Consider the following 13,884-nt stretch of genomic DNA (forward strand, 5'->3'; position numbering starts at 1 on the left):
ACACCCTTATCTGGTCAAAGCCCCGCCGCTTAAGTAACATGGCGGGCTGACGAACGAATAAATACAGCGAAACGATAGTGGCACAACGAGATTATGTACGTCGCGGCCAGCCGGCACCTTCGCGACGCAAAAAGAGTAGCTCAAGGAAAAAGCAACGTAACCTGCCTGCTGTCTCGCCAGCGATGGTCGCTATTGCTGCGGCTGTAGTCGTGGCCTTTATTGGTGGTCTGTACTTCATCACGCACCATAAAAAAGAAGAGTCCGAGGCGCTTCAGGCCAGCAAGGTTGCCGGAAACGGCCTTCCGCCGAAGCCTGAAGAGCGCTGGCGCTATATCAAAGAGCTGGAAAGCCGTCAGCCTGGCGTACGTGCGCCAACCGAACCTTCAGCGGGTGGCGAAGTGCAAAATGCCAGCCAGTTGACGGATGAACAGCGTCAGTTGCTGGCACAAATGCAGGCCGATATGCGCCAGCAGCCTACGCAGCTGAACGAAGTGCCGTGGAATGAGCAGACGCCGGAACAGCGTCAGCAAACGCTGCAGCGTCGTCAGGCGCAGCAGCAGCTCCAACAGCAACAGCAGCAACAACAGCAGTGGGCGCAAACCCAGCCAGTGCAGCAGCCTAAAACGCAGCCGCGGGTGACGGAACAGCCGTATCAGCAGCAAACGCGAACGGCGCAGTCCCAGCCAGTGCAGCAACCGCCGAAGGCCCAGCCGCAGAAACAGGCGGCTCAGCCGTATCAGGATCTGCTGCAGACGCCGGCGCATACCACTGCGCAGCAGCCGAAAACGCAGCAGGCTGCACCGGTAACCAAAGAGACCGATGCGCCGAAACAGACTGCTGAGAAAAAAGACGAACGCCGCTGGATGGTTCAATGTGGTTCATTCAAAGGTGCTGAGCAGGCGGAAACGGTGCGCGCACAGCTGGCTTTCGAAGGGTTTGATTCACGCATTACCACCAATAACGGCTGGAATCGCGTGGTGATTGGCCCGGTCAAAGGCAAAGAAAATGCCGACGGAACCATTTCCCGTTTGAAAGTGGCGGGACACACAAACTGCATTCGACTCGCTACCGGGGGTTGAAACCCCCAAATTCCCCCCCATCTATCATTCTATTCAGCCCTGAGCACAGGCTCAGGGCTTCTGTTTCCCGATTCTGTAACCAGGGGGTCTGCTCGTGACAACAATAGTAAGTGTACGCCGTAACGGCCACGTGGTAATCGCCGGTGATGGCCAGGCCACGCTGGGTAATACCGTAATGAAAGGCAACGTGAAGAAAGTTCGTCGTTTATACAACGACAAAGTGATCGCCGGTTTTGCAGGCGGCACGGCTGACGCCTTCACGCTGTTCGAACTGTTTGAACGCAAACTGGAAATGCACCAGGGTCACCTGGTGAAAGCCGCCGTTGAGCTGGCGAAAGACTGGCGTACCGATCGCATGCTGCGCAAACTTGAAGCGCTGCTGGCGGTGGCCGATGAAACCGCTTCGCTTATCATCACCGGTAACGGTGACGTCATTCAGCCTGAAAACGACCTGATTGCTATTGGCTCTGGTGGCCCGTACGCCCAGGCTGCAGCCCGTGCGCTGTTGGAAAATACCGACATGAACGCGCGCGATATCGCGGTGAAGGCGTTGGATATTGCAGGTGATATCTGCATCTATACCAACCACAACCACACCATCGAAGAATTACCGTCTAAAGCGTAAGGATCTCCCATGTCTGAAATGACCCCACGCGAAATTGTCAGCGAACTGGACAAACATATTATCGGCCAGGACAACGCCAAGCGTTCCGTGGCTATTGCCCTGCGTAACCGCTGGCGCCGCATGCAGCTCGAAGAAGAGCTGCGCCATGAAGTGACGCCAAAAAACATTCTGATGATCGGCCCGACCGGTGTCGGTAAAACCGAAATCGCCCGTCGTCTGGCGAAACTGGCTAACGCCCCGTTCATCAAAGTCGAAGCCACCAAGTTCACCGAAGTGGGCTATGTGGGTAAAGAAGTGGACTCCATCATTCGCGATCTGACCGACTCGGCGATCAAAATGGTGCGCGTCCAGGCGATTGAGAAAAACCGCTACCGCGCCGAAGAGATGGCGGAAGAGCGCATTCTTGACGTCCTGATCCCACCGGCGAAGAACAACTGGGGCCAGGCTGAACAGCAGGCTGAGCCGTCAGCGGCGCGTCAGGCGTTCCGCAAAAAACTGCGTGAAGGCGAGCTGGACGACAAAGAGATTGAGATCGATCTTGCTGCTGCCCCTATGGGTGTGGAAATCATGGCACCGCCTGGCATGGAAGAGATGACCAGCCAGCTGCAGTCCATGTTCCAGAACCTGGGCGGCCAGAAGCAGAAAGCGCGTAAGCTGAAAATCAAAGACGCCATGAAGCTGCTGATCGAAGAAGAAGCGGCGAAACTGGTGAACCCGGAAGAGCTGAAGCAGGATGCTATCGACGCGGTTGAGCAGCACGGTATCGTGTTTATCGACGAAATCGACAAAATCTGTAAGCGTGGCGAATCCTCAGGCCCGGATGTCTCCCGTGAAGGCGTTCAGCGCGACCTGCTGCCGCTGGTTGAAGGCTGCACCGTCTCCACCAAACACGGTATGGTCAAAACAGACCACATCCTGTTTATTGCCTCTGGCGCATTCCAGGTGGCGAAACCGTCTGACCTGATCCCGGAGTTGCAGGGTCGTCTGCCGATTCGCGTGGAGCTGCAGGCGCTGACCACTGAAGATTTCGAACGCATCCTGACCGAGCCAAATGCCTCTGTGACCGTACAGTACAAAGCGCTGATGGCAACCGAAGGTGTGAACATCGAGTTCACAGAAGACGGTATCAAACGCATCGCCCAGGCCGCCTGGCAGGTCAACGAAACCACCGAGAACATCGGTGCCCGTCGTCTGCACACCGTGCTGGAGCGCCTGATGGAAGATATCTCTTATGATGCGAGCGACCTGAACGGTCAAAGCATTACCATTGACGCAGAATATGTGGGTAAACACCTGGATGCGTTAGTGGCAGATGAAGATCTGAGCCGTTTTATCCTATAATCGCGGTTACTGCATTCTCATCACGTTTAATGGGGGCTAATGCCCCCATTTTTATTGGCTAAATTACTATGACTGACATCAGCCGTACTCAGGCGTGGCTCGAAAGTCTGCGCCCTAAAACTCTTCCTCTGGCCTTTGCCGCCATTATCGTCGGTACGGCGCTTGCCTGGTGGCAAGGCTATTTCGATCCGCTGGTTGCCGGGCTGGCACTGATTACCGCCGGTCTGCTGCAAATTCTCTCCAATCTCGCCAACGACTATGGCGATGCGGTTAAAGGCAGCGACAAACCCGACCGTATCGGGCCACTGCGCGGTATGCAGAAAGGGGTCATTACCCAGGCGCAGATGAAGCGCGCGCTGATCATCACCGTGGCGCTGATTTGTCTTTCCGGCCTGGCGCTGGTAACGGTCGCGTCTAAAACCCCCAGCGATTTCATTGGTTTCCTGGTACTGGGTCTGCTCGCCATTATTGCCGCCATTACCTATACCGTCGGTACCCGCCCTTACGGGTATATTGGGTTGGGTGATATCTCCGTGCTGGTGTTCTTCGGCTGGCTGAGCGTGATGGGGAGCGGATACTTACAGGCACATACCCTGATCCCGGCCCTGTTCCTGCCGGCAACCGCCTGCGGCATGCTGGCGACGGCGGTGCTTAACATCAACAACCTGCGCGATATCGACAGCGACCGTGAGAACGGCAAAAACACGCTGGCCGTGCGTCTGGGGCCCGTTAATGCACGCCGTTATCATGCGTGTCTGCTGCTGGGCGCTCTGCTGTGCCTGGCGCTGTTTAACGTTATCTCGCTGCACAGCATATGGGGCTGGCTGTTTGTACTCGCCGCACCGCTGCTGATTAAGCAGGCGCGATTCGTCATGCGTGAACTCAGCCCTGCGGCCATGCCGCCAATGCTGGAGCGTACGGTAAAAGGGGCGCTGCTGACTAACCTGTTGTTCGTCATCGGGATTGTCTTAAGTCAGACGCTGGGTTAACTGACAAATATCAATTAACAATTGATGATTTTGCCAACAACGCATTTAGCACGATATACTGAACACATTCGCAGCAACTGAGCGTTAAACCTATGAAATACGATACCTCCGAGCTTTGTGACATCTACCAGGAAGATGTCAACGTCGTTGAACCGCTGTTCTCCAACTTTGGTGGGCGGTCGTCGTTTGGCGGACAAATCGTCACGGTGAAATGTTTCGAGGATAACGGGTTGCTCTATGATCTGCTCGAACAGAACGGCCGTGGCCGCGTTCTGCTGGTTGATGGCGGGGGCTCCGTACGTCGTGCCCTCATTGATGCTGAGCTCGCCCGTCTTGCCGTACAGAACGAGTGGGAAGGCATTGTGGTGTATGGCTCAGTGCGCCAGGTGGACGATCTCGAAGACCTGGACATTGGCATTCAGGCTATCGCGGCCATTCCGGTGGGTGCTGCGGGTGAAGGTATCGGCGAAAGCGACGTGCGCGTCAATTTCGGCGGCGTGACCTTCTTCTCCGGTGACCATCTCTATGCCGATAACACCGGGATTATCCTTTCCGAAGATCCGCTGGATATCGAGTAATAAAAAAAGCCGGGTGGCGGCGACGCCTTACCCGGCCTGTTCTGCATTTCCCGAAAGAAATTACACTTCTTCCATACGCCCCAGCAGCGCCTGCAGACGATCCTGCCAGCCATTCTGCTGTTCACGCAGCTGGTTGTTTTCGCGCTCCAGTTCTTCACGGCTGTGCTGGGCGTTCTGAACTTCCTGCGCCAGGCTGTTGTTCTTCTCTTTCAGCTCTTCAATTTCCATCTGCAGCAGCGTGATGGTGTCAATCGCCTGCTGTACTTTCGATTCCAGTTTCTCAAACACTTCTAAAGACATGATCCTACCTCTCCTGAATTGCAAGGCGACGCTTTAACGTAAACGCGCACAACAGATATGCCGATTGTATGAAGCCCCGTCGCCCCTGTCCAGCGGCAGACCGCGCAGATCGTGGTTTGCAACACTTTTCGGCCTCGTCCTGGTGCGTTCGCGGCATATACCCCTAAATTGTTAACTCATTCGTTAATGAAATGATTCAGCTCACATTTTGCTATTGGTGTAAAAATGCGCTTTATGGCGCGAAAACGCTCATTTTATTGACGCAGACCACACATTTTGATTTCGATATTTCTCGTTTTTGCTCGTTAACGATAAATTAACACTATGTCTACAGGGCATCGTGGCTGTCACGGGCGGTCATGCTAACAATAAACATCAATTTCTTCAGGATTCCGATTATGAGTCAGACATCAACCTTAAAAGGCCAGTGCATTGCCGAGTTCCTTGGTACCGGGTTGTTGATATTCTTCGGAGTGGGCTGTGTTGCTGCACTGAAAGTGGCGGGTGCCAGTTTCGGTCAGTGGGAAATCAGTATTATCTGGGGTCTGGGCGTGGCGATGGCCATCTACCTGACCGCAGGGGTTTCCGGCGCACATCTTAACCCGGCGGTGACCATCGCGCTGTGGCTGTTCGCGTGCTTCGACGGACGCAAAGTTGTTCCCTTCATCCTTTCTCAGTTTGCCGGCGCGTTTTGCGCAGCGGCGTTAGTTTACGGGCTTTATTACAATCTTTTCATCGACTTCGAACAGACACATCATATGGTGCGTGGCAGTGTCGAAAGTCTGGATCTGGCAGGCATTTTCTCAACCTATCCCAACCCGCATATCAATTTTGTGCAGGCGTTCGCAGTTGAAATGGTGATTACCGCTATTCTGATGGGCGTTATCCTGGCGCTGACCGACGACGGAAACGGCATTCCGCGCGGCCCGCTGGCACCGCTGCTGATTGGCTTGCTGATTGCGGTGATCGGTGCATCCATGGGCCCGCTGACCGGGTTTGCGATGAACCCGGCGCGTGATATCGGACCTAAAGCTTTTGCCTTTATCGCAGGATGGGGCGACGTGGCCTTCACCGGCGGTAAAGATATCCCTTACTTCCTGGTACCGCTGTTTGCACCGGTTGTCGGGGCTGCGCTGGGTGCATTTAGCTACCGCAAATTAATTGGTCGCCATTTACCGTGCGACACCTGTGTGGAAGAGGAGAAGGAAACGACTTCTACCGCACAACAAAAAGCTTCGCTGTAATCTGACTACGGGACACATACCATGACCGAAAAAAAATATATCGTTGCGCTCGACCAGGGCACTACCAGCTCCCGCGCTGTCGTAATGGATCATGACGCGAATATCGTCAGCGTGTCACAGCGCGAATTTGAGCAAATCTATCCTCGTCCAGGCTGGGTCGAACACGACCCTATGGAGATCTGGGCTTCACAAAGCTCCACGCTGGTTGAAGTGCTGGCGAAAGCCGATATCAGTTCCGACGAGATTGCCGCTATCGGTATTACCAACCAGCGTGAAACCACTATCGTCTGGGAGCGCGAAACCGGTAAGCCTATTTACAATGCCATCGTCTGGCAGTGCCGCCGTACATCAGAAATCTGCGAACAGCTGAAGCGCGACGGTATGGAAGACTATGTACGTAGCGCAACCGGTCTGGTCGTTGACCCGTATTTCTCCGGTACCAAAGTGAAATGGATCCTCGACCACGTTGAGGGTTCACGTGAACGTGCAAAACGCGGTGAGCTGCTGTTCGGTACCGTCGACACCTGGCTTATCTGGAAGATGACCCAGGGGCGTGTCCACGTCACTGATTACACCAACGCCTCGCGCACCATGCTGTTCAACATCAATACCCTGGAGTGGGATGACAAGATGCTGGACGCGCTGGATATCCCGCGTGCGATGTTGCCAGAAGTCCGCAAGTCTTCTGAAGTTTACGGTCAGACCAATATCGGCGGCAAAGGCGGCACGCGTATTCCAATTGCCGGTATTGCCGGTGACCAGCAGGCGGCGCTGTTTGGCCAGCTGTGCGTTAAGGAAGGGATGGCGAAAAACACCTACGGTACCGGCTGCTTTATGCTGATGAACACCGGTGAGAAAGCGGTGAAATCAGAAAACGGCTTGCTGACCACCATCGCCTGCGGCCCACGCGGTGAAGTGAACTATGCGCTGGAAGGTGCGGTGTTCATGGCAGGTGCGTCTATTCAGTGGCTGCGTGACGAGATGAAACTCATCAGCGATGCGTTTGACTCCGAGTATTTCGCAACCAAAGTGAAGGACACCAACGGTGTGTATGTGGTTCCGGCCTTTACCGGTCTGGGTGCCCCCTACTGGGACCCGTATGCACGCGGCGCGATTTTCGGCCTGACCCGTGGGGTAAACTCGAACCACATTATCCGCGCGACGCTGGAATCCATCGCTTATCAGACGCGCGACGTACTGGAAGCAATGCAGGCTGACTCCGGCATTCGTCTGCACGCCCTGCGCGTGGACGGCGGCGCCGTTGCCAACAACTTCCTGATGCAGTTCCAGTCCGACATTCTGGGCACCCGCGTAGAGCGCCCGGAAGTACGTGAAGTCACCGCGCTGGGTGCGGCGTACCTCGCAGGTCTGGCTGTCGGCTTCTGGCAGAATCTGGATGAACTGCAGGAAAAAGCGGTTATCGAACGCGAATTCCGCCCTGGCATCGAAACCACTGAGCGTAACTACCGCTACAGCGGCTGGAAGAAAGCGGTGAAACGCGCCCTGGCGTGGGAAGAGCACGAGCAGTAATTTCTCCCCTCACCCGTCCCCTCACCCCGCCGGGGAGAGGGGACCGACCGCACCCACCCCCACTCTGTGATAAACTTCGTGCAATTCCTTTTGATTGCACGAGTACCTCATGAAACGTGAACTGGCTATCGAGTTTTCCCGCGTCACCGAAGCTGCCGCACTGGCGGGCTATAAATGGCTTGGCCGTGGCGACAAAAATACCGCAGACGGTGCGGCTGTCCATGCCATGCGCATTGTGCTTAACCAGGTCAATATCGATGGCACCATCGTCATTGGCGAAGGCGAGATCGACGAAGCGCCAATGCTCTATATCGGTGAGAAAGTGGGCACCGGCAAAGGTGATGCCGTGGATATCGCCGTCGACCCGATTGAGGGTACCCGCATGACGGCAATGGGCCAGGCCAACGCGCTGGCCGTGCTGGCGGTAGGGGACAAAGGCTGTTTCCTCAACGCACCGGATATGTACATGGAAAAGCTGATTGTCGGCCCCGGTGCCAAAGGGGCTATCGACCTGAGCCTGCCGCTGGAAGAGAATCTGCGTAACGTTGCCAGGGCGCTGGAAAAACCGCTTAGCGCGCTCACCGTGACCATTCTGGCGAAACCGCGCCACGATGCCACCATTGCCCAGTTGCAACAGCTCGGCGTTCGCGTCTTTGCCATCCCGGATGGCGACGTAGCAGCGTCTATCCTGACCTGCATGCCAGACAGCGAAGTGGATGTCCTTTACGGCATCGGCGGCGCGCCGGAAGGTGTGGTCTCCGCCGCGGTGATCCGCGCTCTGGATGGCGACATGCAGGCCCGTCTGTTGCCCCGTCACGAAGTCAAAGGCGACAGCGAAGAGAATCGCCGTATTGGGGAAGAAGAGCTGGCACGCTGCGAAGCGATGGGTATTGAAGCCAACAAGGTGCTTGCGCTGGATGACATGGCGCGCAGCGACAACGTTGTCTTCTCCGCAACCGGCATCACCAAAGGTGACCTGCTGGATGGCATCACCCGTAAGGGCAATATGGCCACCACCGAAACCCTGCTGATCCGCGGTAAATCGCGCACCATTCGCCGCATTCAGTCTGTTCACTATCTGGATCGTAAAGACCCTGACGTGCAGGCGCACATTCTGTAAAACCGTTTGATCGATAGAGCTTTCCGGCCCAAATGGGCTGGAAATCTTCACCACAAGTCCGGAAGATAGAACAGAGAAAAAGCACAGGAGAAGATCATGGCGGACTGGGTAACAGGTAAAGTCACAAAGATACAGTTCTGGACCGATGCGCTATTTAGTCTCACCCTGCATGCTCCCGTCCACCCGTTTACGGCCGGGCAATTTGCGAAGCTGGGGCTGGATGTTGACGGCGAGCGCGTGCAGCGCGCCTATTCCTACGTTAATGCCCCCGATAACCCGGATCTCGAGTTCTATCTGGTCACCGTCCCGGACGGCAAACTCAGCCCACGCCTTGCCGCGCTTAAGCCCGGTGACGATGTGCAAATTGTGAGTGAAGCGGCCGGTTTCTTCGTGCTGGACGAAATCCCGGACTGCGACACCCTCTGGATGCTGGCAACCGGCACGGCCATTGGCCCCTATCTCTCTATTTTGCAGTACGGCAAAGACCTTGAGCGCTTTAAAAACATCGTGCTGGTTCACGCCGCGCGCTATGCCGCAGACTTGAGCTATCTTCCGCAGATGCAGGCGCTGGAAAAGCAGTACGGCGGGAAACTGAAAATTCAGACCGTGGTCAGCCGCGAAACCGCAGCAGGCTCACTGACGGGCCGCGTACCGGCATTGATTGAGAGTGGTGCACTGGAAGACGCAATTGGCTTGCCGATGAGCGCTGAAACCAGCCATGTCATGCTGTGTGGCAACCCGCAGATGGTTCGCGACACGCAGCAGCTTCTGAAGGATACCCGGCAGATGACGAAACATCTTCGCCGCCGGCCGGGCCATATGACTGCCGAACACTACTGGTGATCAGCGGTATTTCACCTCAAGGGTGTCTTTGCCGTATTTGTTTTCGCTCTGGGTGCCGATAAACGCGCCCAGATCGACCACCATCATGACAAAAATAATGGTTGGTAGCAGTCTGCCCACCACCCAGGGAAGGATGGACGGAAGTATCGACCAGTTCCCGGCCACCAGCATCCACGCCAGAATAATCAGAAAAGCCCACGCGCCGGAACGGCCGCGATCGTGCAGACGTTTCACCACCACGGCCGCGGTTGGCCACAGTAAACAGACCAGCGCAAACGCCGCCGTTTGTGTGCTGAGCCATGCGTTGAAGGCCACGAAAAACAGAAGCAGCATGGCAACGATCCACGTCGCCATCCAGATCCAGAAGTCACGGCGTCCAATACGCCCTTTGAATGAAAACAACCACTGCTGTATGGTCATGTAAGGTTCCTTATTATCATATAGCGCGCATTTTACCCTGGAGTTGTGACCTTTTGACAAGCCGACCAGATATCGATTTAATCATGAACACTTACGGCCAGGGGCAATGTTGATGAAAAGTTCGGCACGTTCTCTTTTCCTGTGTTTAGCGATGCTCATCGCGGGTGTCCCCCTGCACGCCGCCGAAACCACTGCCCCGACGACAGCTCCCTATCTGCTGGCAGGTGCGCCCTCGTTCGATCAGTCAATCAGCCAGTTTCGTGAAACCTTCAATAAAACCAACCCCACGCTACCGCTGGATGAATTCCGCGCCATTGACAGCTCCCGGGATACGCCAACCCTGACCCGGGCTGCGAGCAAGATCAACGAGAATTTATATGCCTCCACTGCGCTGGAGCGCGGCACGCTAAAAATCAAAAGCATGCAAATAACCTGGCTGCCGATTCAGGGGCCAGAGCAGAAAGCCGCTAAGGCAAAAGCGCTCGAGTACATGAGCGCGATACTGCAGGCTTTTACGCCCGCGCTGACCAAAAAGCAAAGCCAGCAAAAGCTGCAAAAACTCCTCACCGCCGGTAAAAATAAGCGTTACTACGCCGATACCGAAGGGGCCATACGCTATGTGGTGGCAGATAACGGCGAAAAAGGACTGACCTTCGCTGTTGAACCGATTAAGCTGGCACTATCAGACACACTCGGCGGGGCGAATTAATGACAAAAAGCAAAGCCTTTCGAGGGAAAATCTCTATACTGATTCACAGACCATGCTGCCCGACAGGGCGGCCATATTCCTTAATTCGCTAATTTAGCGTGGAGAATTGAAATGCGACATCCTTTAGTGATGGGTAACTGGAAACTGAACGGCAGCCGCCACATGGTAAACGAACTGGTTGCGAACCTGCGTAAAGAGCTGGCGGGCGTGACGGGCTGCGCGGTAGCTATCGCTCCGCCGGATATGTACCTGGATCTGGCTAAACATGCCGCTGACGGCAGCCACATCATTCTGGGCGCACAGAACGTTGACGTTAACCTGTCAGGCGCATTCACCGGTGAAACCTCTGCTGAAATGCTGAAAGATATCGGCGCGAAATACATCATCATCGGCCACTCTGAGCGTCGCACTTACCACAAAGAATCCGACGAATTTATCGCGAAGAAATTCGCGGTGCTGAAAGAGCAGGGTCTGATCCCGGTTCTGTGCATCGGTGAAACCGAAGCCGAAAACGAAGCAGGCAAAACGGAAGAAGTGTGTGCTCGTCAGATCGACGCCGTGCTGAAAACGCAGGGTGCTGAAGCATTCGAAGGCGCGGTTATCGCGTACGAACCCGTCTGGGCGATCGGTACCGGCAAATCAGCGACCCCTGCGCAGGCACAGGCGGTTCACAAATTTATCCGTGACCACATTGCTAAAGCGGACGCGAAAGTGGCTGAGCAGGTAATTATTCAGTACGGCGGTTCCGTTAACGCATCCAACGCTGCTGAGCTGTTCACCCAGCCAGACATCGATGGCGCGCTGGTTGGCGGTGCATCCCTGAAAGCTGACGCTTTCGCGGTGATCGTTAAAGCAGCAGAAGCGGCTAAACAGGCGTAAAAACCGACTTCCCTCCCCCCACCGGGGAGGGAAATTACACTTTCCCCAGCACGCTAAACCACAGATAATCCAGCGGCAGCAGCACCAGATACGTTGCAATCGCCAGCGCCAGACAGAGCAACATCCCCGCCTTTGCAGGCACCTTCCCTAAACCCATTGCCACCACAATCGGCGACGCCTGATACGGCAGCAGCGGCGTGGAATACCCCAGTACCTGAATCATGATCACCGACAACAGCGGGAAACCGGTGGCGTCCGAAAAACTCTGTGCCAGCGTGGTGTACAACGCCGGTACACCGTTCGCGGTCATAATGAAGTTGAGCGCCGTGGTAATACCGGTAAGCGCCAGGAAGCTGGTGAACGGTCTGCTGGCATCAAGCGGCATAATCCGCAATAACGCCTCCCCCACCGCGGAACCGATACCCGTTTGGGTCACCACAATCGCCAGCCCGAGAATCCCCGCCACGTAAATGCAGGTGCGCATGTTCACTCCCGCAGAAAACTCTTCACCGGTGATAAACCCGACGCGTGGCAGCATGACGATGACCGACGCCGCAAGGCCCGTCCACGCCGGTCCAATGCCATGCCAGCTCTCTGTCACCCACATCCCCAGCACCACCGCCAGCAGCCAGGCGAGACGTTTTTCATCCCGCCCCATCGGTTCAGACGGCGTAAGATCGGTGGCCGGTTTCGGGCTGCCGGGGAACAACCAGCAGATCAGGCCGATCAGAATGCCCCCTTTCAGGATCCCGAGGACGGGTGTATGCAGCAGCAGATACGGGACATAGTTCAGATGGATCCCGTACGAGCCCTCCGCGGTGCCGCTCATCACCAGATTCGGCACGTTGGCAGGCAGGATGGTCGCCGAGAGCTGGAAGGTTCCGAACCCGACGGCCAGCGCCAGGCCATACCACGCGCGGGAACCGTCGGGGATGGCGGCCCTTTTGGCCATAGCGGCGACAATCGGCATCAGCAGCGCGATACGGCCCATATTCGACGGCATCACAAACGCCAGCGCGTAGCTCAGCCCCACCACGCTTGCCACCATCAATACCCACGAATCAGTGAGTTTTGCCGACAACGCCCGTGCGGCCCTGTCCGCCAGACCGGTTTTACGGATTGCCACCCCCAGCACGAAGCCGCTAAACACTAACCAGAATGCAGACGAGGCAAAACCACCAAAAATCACCTCCGCCGGGGCGATTCTGGCGGCCATCGCCGCCGTGAAAAACAGCAGCGCGGTGATAAATTCCGGCAATAGCGACATCGCCCACAGCACGATGGTGACGCCGACTATCAATGAGGGCACAAACAGAGGATGCGTTAACCAGAGCGACATTCCTGTCTCCTGTCGTTTTTTTCAGCAAGTCTACGGCGACAGGCAAGACGAGTAAACGCTATTTATGGTGAGGTCACTTCAGGATATCGCATTGATGATCCTGCAATTCCTCAGCCGACGCGCGATTCAGGGTCAGCAAGTTACGTTCGGTCGCCAGTAAGACAAACGATCCATCCGACTGCTGCGCCATGGCCAGCGCGAAGCGCCCCATATGGTCACGCGCTTCCGGCAGCTCTTCAGCAAGCATCATAAACGGACTGCGCTGTACCAGCTCATTTTCCGTCACGCGACGGGCGAGGTACTCATGCCCTTCCAGCCCGCCCGGGAACGGTAACCACTGGGTACTGATTTGCCCCTGTGCGGCATTAAGCTTCTCGCGCACGTCCGGGCGCAGGCAGGAGATATGGATATGAAAATGGTTCTGCGTACGGCCTGTCGGGGAGTTAATGGCGAGCGAAATTGCGCTGTCCGGCACCTCGGCCCCGCGCTTCATGCTCATAAAGTTGCGTGACTGCCAGGCCAGCCAGAAGAAGTTGGGCGTATTCGGTTCGGTCAACAGCGGGCTTTCGGTTCCTTTGATACGGTAAGTCGGCATCAGGAGATACTGCAGCGGCCCGTTGCGGTCTTTAAACACCACATAACCCGCATCAGGCTTCACCTGCGCGCACGGGGCCGGGTTACGGTGCTGGAGTTGATTCGGCAGACACTGGTCGAGAACGATATGACGCAACGCATTCGGATTACCCGCTTTCATCCAGTACCAGCCACCCGCGGCAAGAATGATGACAACCAGAATCAGTAATAGTATTTTTTTCACAATGCGTTCCCTGTTTTCGATAATGGCGAAAGAGTAACGCAAAATGATGACCAAATAAAAAACCCGGCGGA

At 55.8% G+C, this 13,884-nt stretch carries 15 protein-coding genes; 11 read left to right on the forward strand and 4 right to left on the reverse strand.

The features are described from left to right. The first annotated feature begins 77 nt into the window (after positions 1–77). From ftsN to rraA, 5 genes are all read left to right on the forward strand, one after another. Positions 78–1,079 carry a cell division protein FtsN gene (gene ftsN / locus ACN9MQ_RS22215; protein ID WP_014172193.1) on the forward strand — a complete coding sequence of 334 codons (1,002 nt, stop codon included), beginning with the start codon at positions 78–80 and terminating at the stop codon, positions 1,077–1,079. 94 nt (positions 1,080–1,173) lie between these two features. After that, the gene (hslV, locus tag ACN9MQ_RS22220; RefSeq protein WP_014172194.1) at positions 1,174–1,704 is read left to right on the forward strand and encodes an ATP-dependent protease subunit HslV; all 531 of its coding nucleotides are present in this window, start codon (positions 1,174–1,176) and stop codon (positions 1,702–1,704) included. 9 nt (positions 1,705–1,713) lie between these two features. Next, the gene (gene hslU, locus ACN9MQ_RS22225; protein ID WP_014172195.1) at positions 1,714–3,045 is read left to right on the forward strand and encodes an HslU--HslV peptidase ATPase subunit; all 1,332 of its coding nucleotides are present in this window, start codon (positions 1,714–1,716) and stop codon (positions 3,043–3,045) included. A gap of 68 nt (positions 3,046–3,113) precedes the next feature. Further along, positions 3,114–4,034, forward strand: a complete 921-nt coding sequence (menA, locus tag ACN9MQ_RS22230; protein WP_014172196.1) for a 1,4-dihydroxy-2-naphthoate polyprenyltransferase — start codon at positions 3,114–3,116, stop codon at positions 4,032–4,034. Between the two features lie 92 nt (positions 4,035–4,126). Beyond that, positions 4,127–4,612 (forward strand): ribonuclease E activity regulator RraA, encoded by a 486-nt coding sequence (gene rraA / locus ACN9MQ_RS22235; RefSeq protein ID WP_014172197.1) that lies wholly within the window; start codon positions 4,127–4,129, stop codon positions 4,610–4,612. Between the two features lie 60 nt (positions 4,613–4,672). Here the strand turns inward: rraA and zapB are convergent, their stop codons facing one another. Further along, complete coding sequence (gene zapB, locus ACN9MQ_RS22240; protein ID WP_008501806.1) at positions 4,673–4,912, reverse strand: septal ring assembly protein ZapB; 240 nt, start codon at positions 4,910–4,912, stop codon at positions 4,673–4,675. A gap of 398 nt (positions 4,913–5,310) precedes the next feature. On the opposite strand from zapB, the gene ACN9MQ_RS22245 reads away from it, so the two are divergent. The 4 genes from ACN9MQ_RS22245 (at position 5,311) to fpr (ending at position 9,649) form a co-directional block, all read left to right on the forward strand. After that, complete coding sequence (locus tag ACN9MQ_RS22245; RefSeq protein WP_014885705.1) at positions 5,311–6,156, forward strand: MIP/aquaporin family protein; 846 nt, start codon at positions 5,311–5,313, stop codon at positions 6,154–6,156. A gap of 21 nt (positions 6,157–6,177) precedes the next feature. Next, positions 6,178–7,686 carry a glycerol kinase GlpK gene (gene glpK, locus ACN9MQ_RS22250; protein WP_014172201.1) on the forward strand — a complete coding sequence of 503 codons (1,509 nt, stop codon included), beginning with the start codon at positions 6,178–6,180 and terminating at the stop codon, positions 7,684–7,686. 109 nt (positions 7,687–7,795) lie between these two features. Beyond that, positions 7,796–8,806 carry a class II fructose-bisphosphatase gene (gene glpX, locus ACN9MQ_RS22255; protein WP_044858132.1) on the forward strand — a complete coding sequence of 337 codons (1,011 nt, stop codon included), beginning with the start codon at positions 7,796–7,798 and terminating at the stop codon, positions 8,804–8,806. A gap of 96 nt (positions 8,807–8,902) precedes the next feature. Next, a complete protein-coding gene (fpr, locus tag ACN9MQ_RS22260) occupies positions 8,903–9,649 on the forward strand; it encodes a ferredoxin--NADP(+) reductase (RefSeq protein WP_014172203.1) in 747 nt (248 codons plus the stop codon). Here the strand turns inward: fpr and ACN9MQ_RS22265 are convergent, their stop codons facing one another. Further along, positions 9,650–10,069, reverse strand: coding sequence for a DUF805 domain-containing protein (locus ACN9MQ_RS22265; protein WP_025202755.1), 420 nt, complete (start codon positions 10,067–10,069; stop codon positions 9,650–9,652). Between the two features lie 112 nt (positions 10,070–10,181). Between ACN9MQ_RS22265 and ACN9MQ_RS22270 the strand changes: the two genes are divergently transcribed. Both ACN9MQ_RS22270 and tpiA read left to right on the forward strand, forming a co-directional pair. Further along, entirely contained in the window at positions 10,182–10,778 is a 597-nt protein-coding gene (locus ACN9MQ_RS22270; protein ID WP_020883954.1) for a DUF1454 family protein, read from the forward strand. Positions 10,779–10,889: 111 nt separating this feature from the next. Continuing rightward, positions 10,890–11,657, forward strand: a complete 768-nt coding sequence (tpiA, locus tag ACN9MQ_RS22275) for a triose-phosphate isomerase (RefSeq protein ID WP_426021623.1) — start codon at positions 10,890–10,892, stop codon at positions 11,655–11,657. Positions 11,658–11,691: 34 nt separating this feature from the next. Here the strand turns inward: tpiA and ACN9MQ_RS22280 are convergent, their stop codons facing one another. Continuing rightward, complete coding sequence (locus ACN9MQ_RS22280) at positions 11,692–12,996, reverse strand: SLC13 family permease (protein WP_426021622.1); 1,305 nt, start codon at positions 12,994–12,996, stop codon at positions 11,692–11,694. A 73-nt stretch (positions 12,997–13,069) separates the two neighbouring features. Beyond that, a complete protein-coding gene (locus ACN9MQ_RS22285; RefSeq protein WP_108647676.1) occupies positions 13,070–13,813 on the reverse strand; it encodes a CDP-diacylglycerol diphosphatase in 744 nt (247 codons plus the stop codon). Between the last annotated feature and the right edge of the window lie 71 nt (positions 13,814–13,884).

Source organism: Enterobacter sp. R-25 (assembly GCF_049913205.1).
Taxonomy (GTDB): Bacteria; Pseudomonadota; Gammaproteobacteria; order Enterobacterales; family Enterobacteriaceae; genus Enterobacter; species Enterobacter ludwigii.

Excerpts from the sequence above, each read along its gene's own strand:
- ACN9MQ_RS22245 (WP_014885705.1), top strand. The coding sequence starts at position 5,311 with ATGAGTCAGACATCAACCTTAAAAGGCCAGTGCATTGCCGAGTTCCTT.
- rraA (WP_014172197.1), top strand. The coding sequence starts at position 4,127 with ATGAAATACGATACCTCCGAGCTTTGTGACATCTACCAGGAAGATGTC.
- hslU (WP_014172195.1), top strand. The coding sequence starts at position 1,714 with ATGTCTGAAATGACCCCACGCGAAATTGTCAGCGAACTGGACAAACAT.
- fpr (WP_014172203.1), top strand. The coding sequence starts at position 8,903 with ATGGCGGACTGGGTAACAGGTAAAGTCACAAAGATACAGTTCTGGACC.
- menA (WP_014172196.1), top strand. The coding sequence starts at position 3,114 with ATGACTGACATCAGCCGTACTCAGGCGTGGCTCGAAAGTCTGCGCCCT.
- ACN9MQ_RS22280 (WP_426021622.1), bottom strand. The coding sequence starts at position 12,996 with ATGTCGCTCTGGTTAACGCATCCTCTGTTTGTGCCCTCATTGATAGTC.
- zapB (WP_008501806.1), bottom strand. The coding sequence starts at position 4,912 with ATGTCTTTAGAAGTGTTTGAGAAACTGGAATCGAAAGTACAGCAGGCG.
- tpiA (WP_426021623.1), top strand. The coding sequence starts at position 10,890 with ATGCGACATCCTTTAGTGATGGGTAACTGGAAACTGAACGGCAGCCGC.
- ACN9MQ_RS22270 (WP_020883954.1), top strand. The coding sequence starts at position 10,182 with ATGAAAAGTTCGGCACGTTCTCTTTTCCTGTGTTTAGCGATGCTCATC.
- ACN9MQ_RS22265 (WP_025202755.1), bottom strand. The coding sequence starts at position 10,069 with ATGACCATACAGCAGTGGTTGTTTTCATTCAAAGGGCGTATTGGACGC.
- glpX (WP_044858132.1), top strand. The coding sequence starts at position 7,796 with ATGAAACGTGAACTGGCTATCGAGTTTTCCCGCGTCACCGAAGCTGCC.
- glpK (WP_014172201.1), top strand. The coding sequence starts at position 6,178 with ATGACCGAAAAAAAATATATCGTTGCGCTCGACCAGGGCACTACCAGC.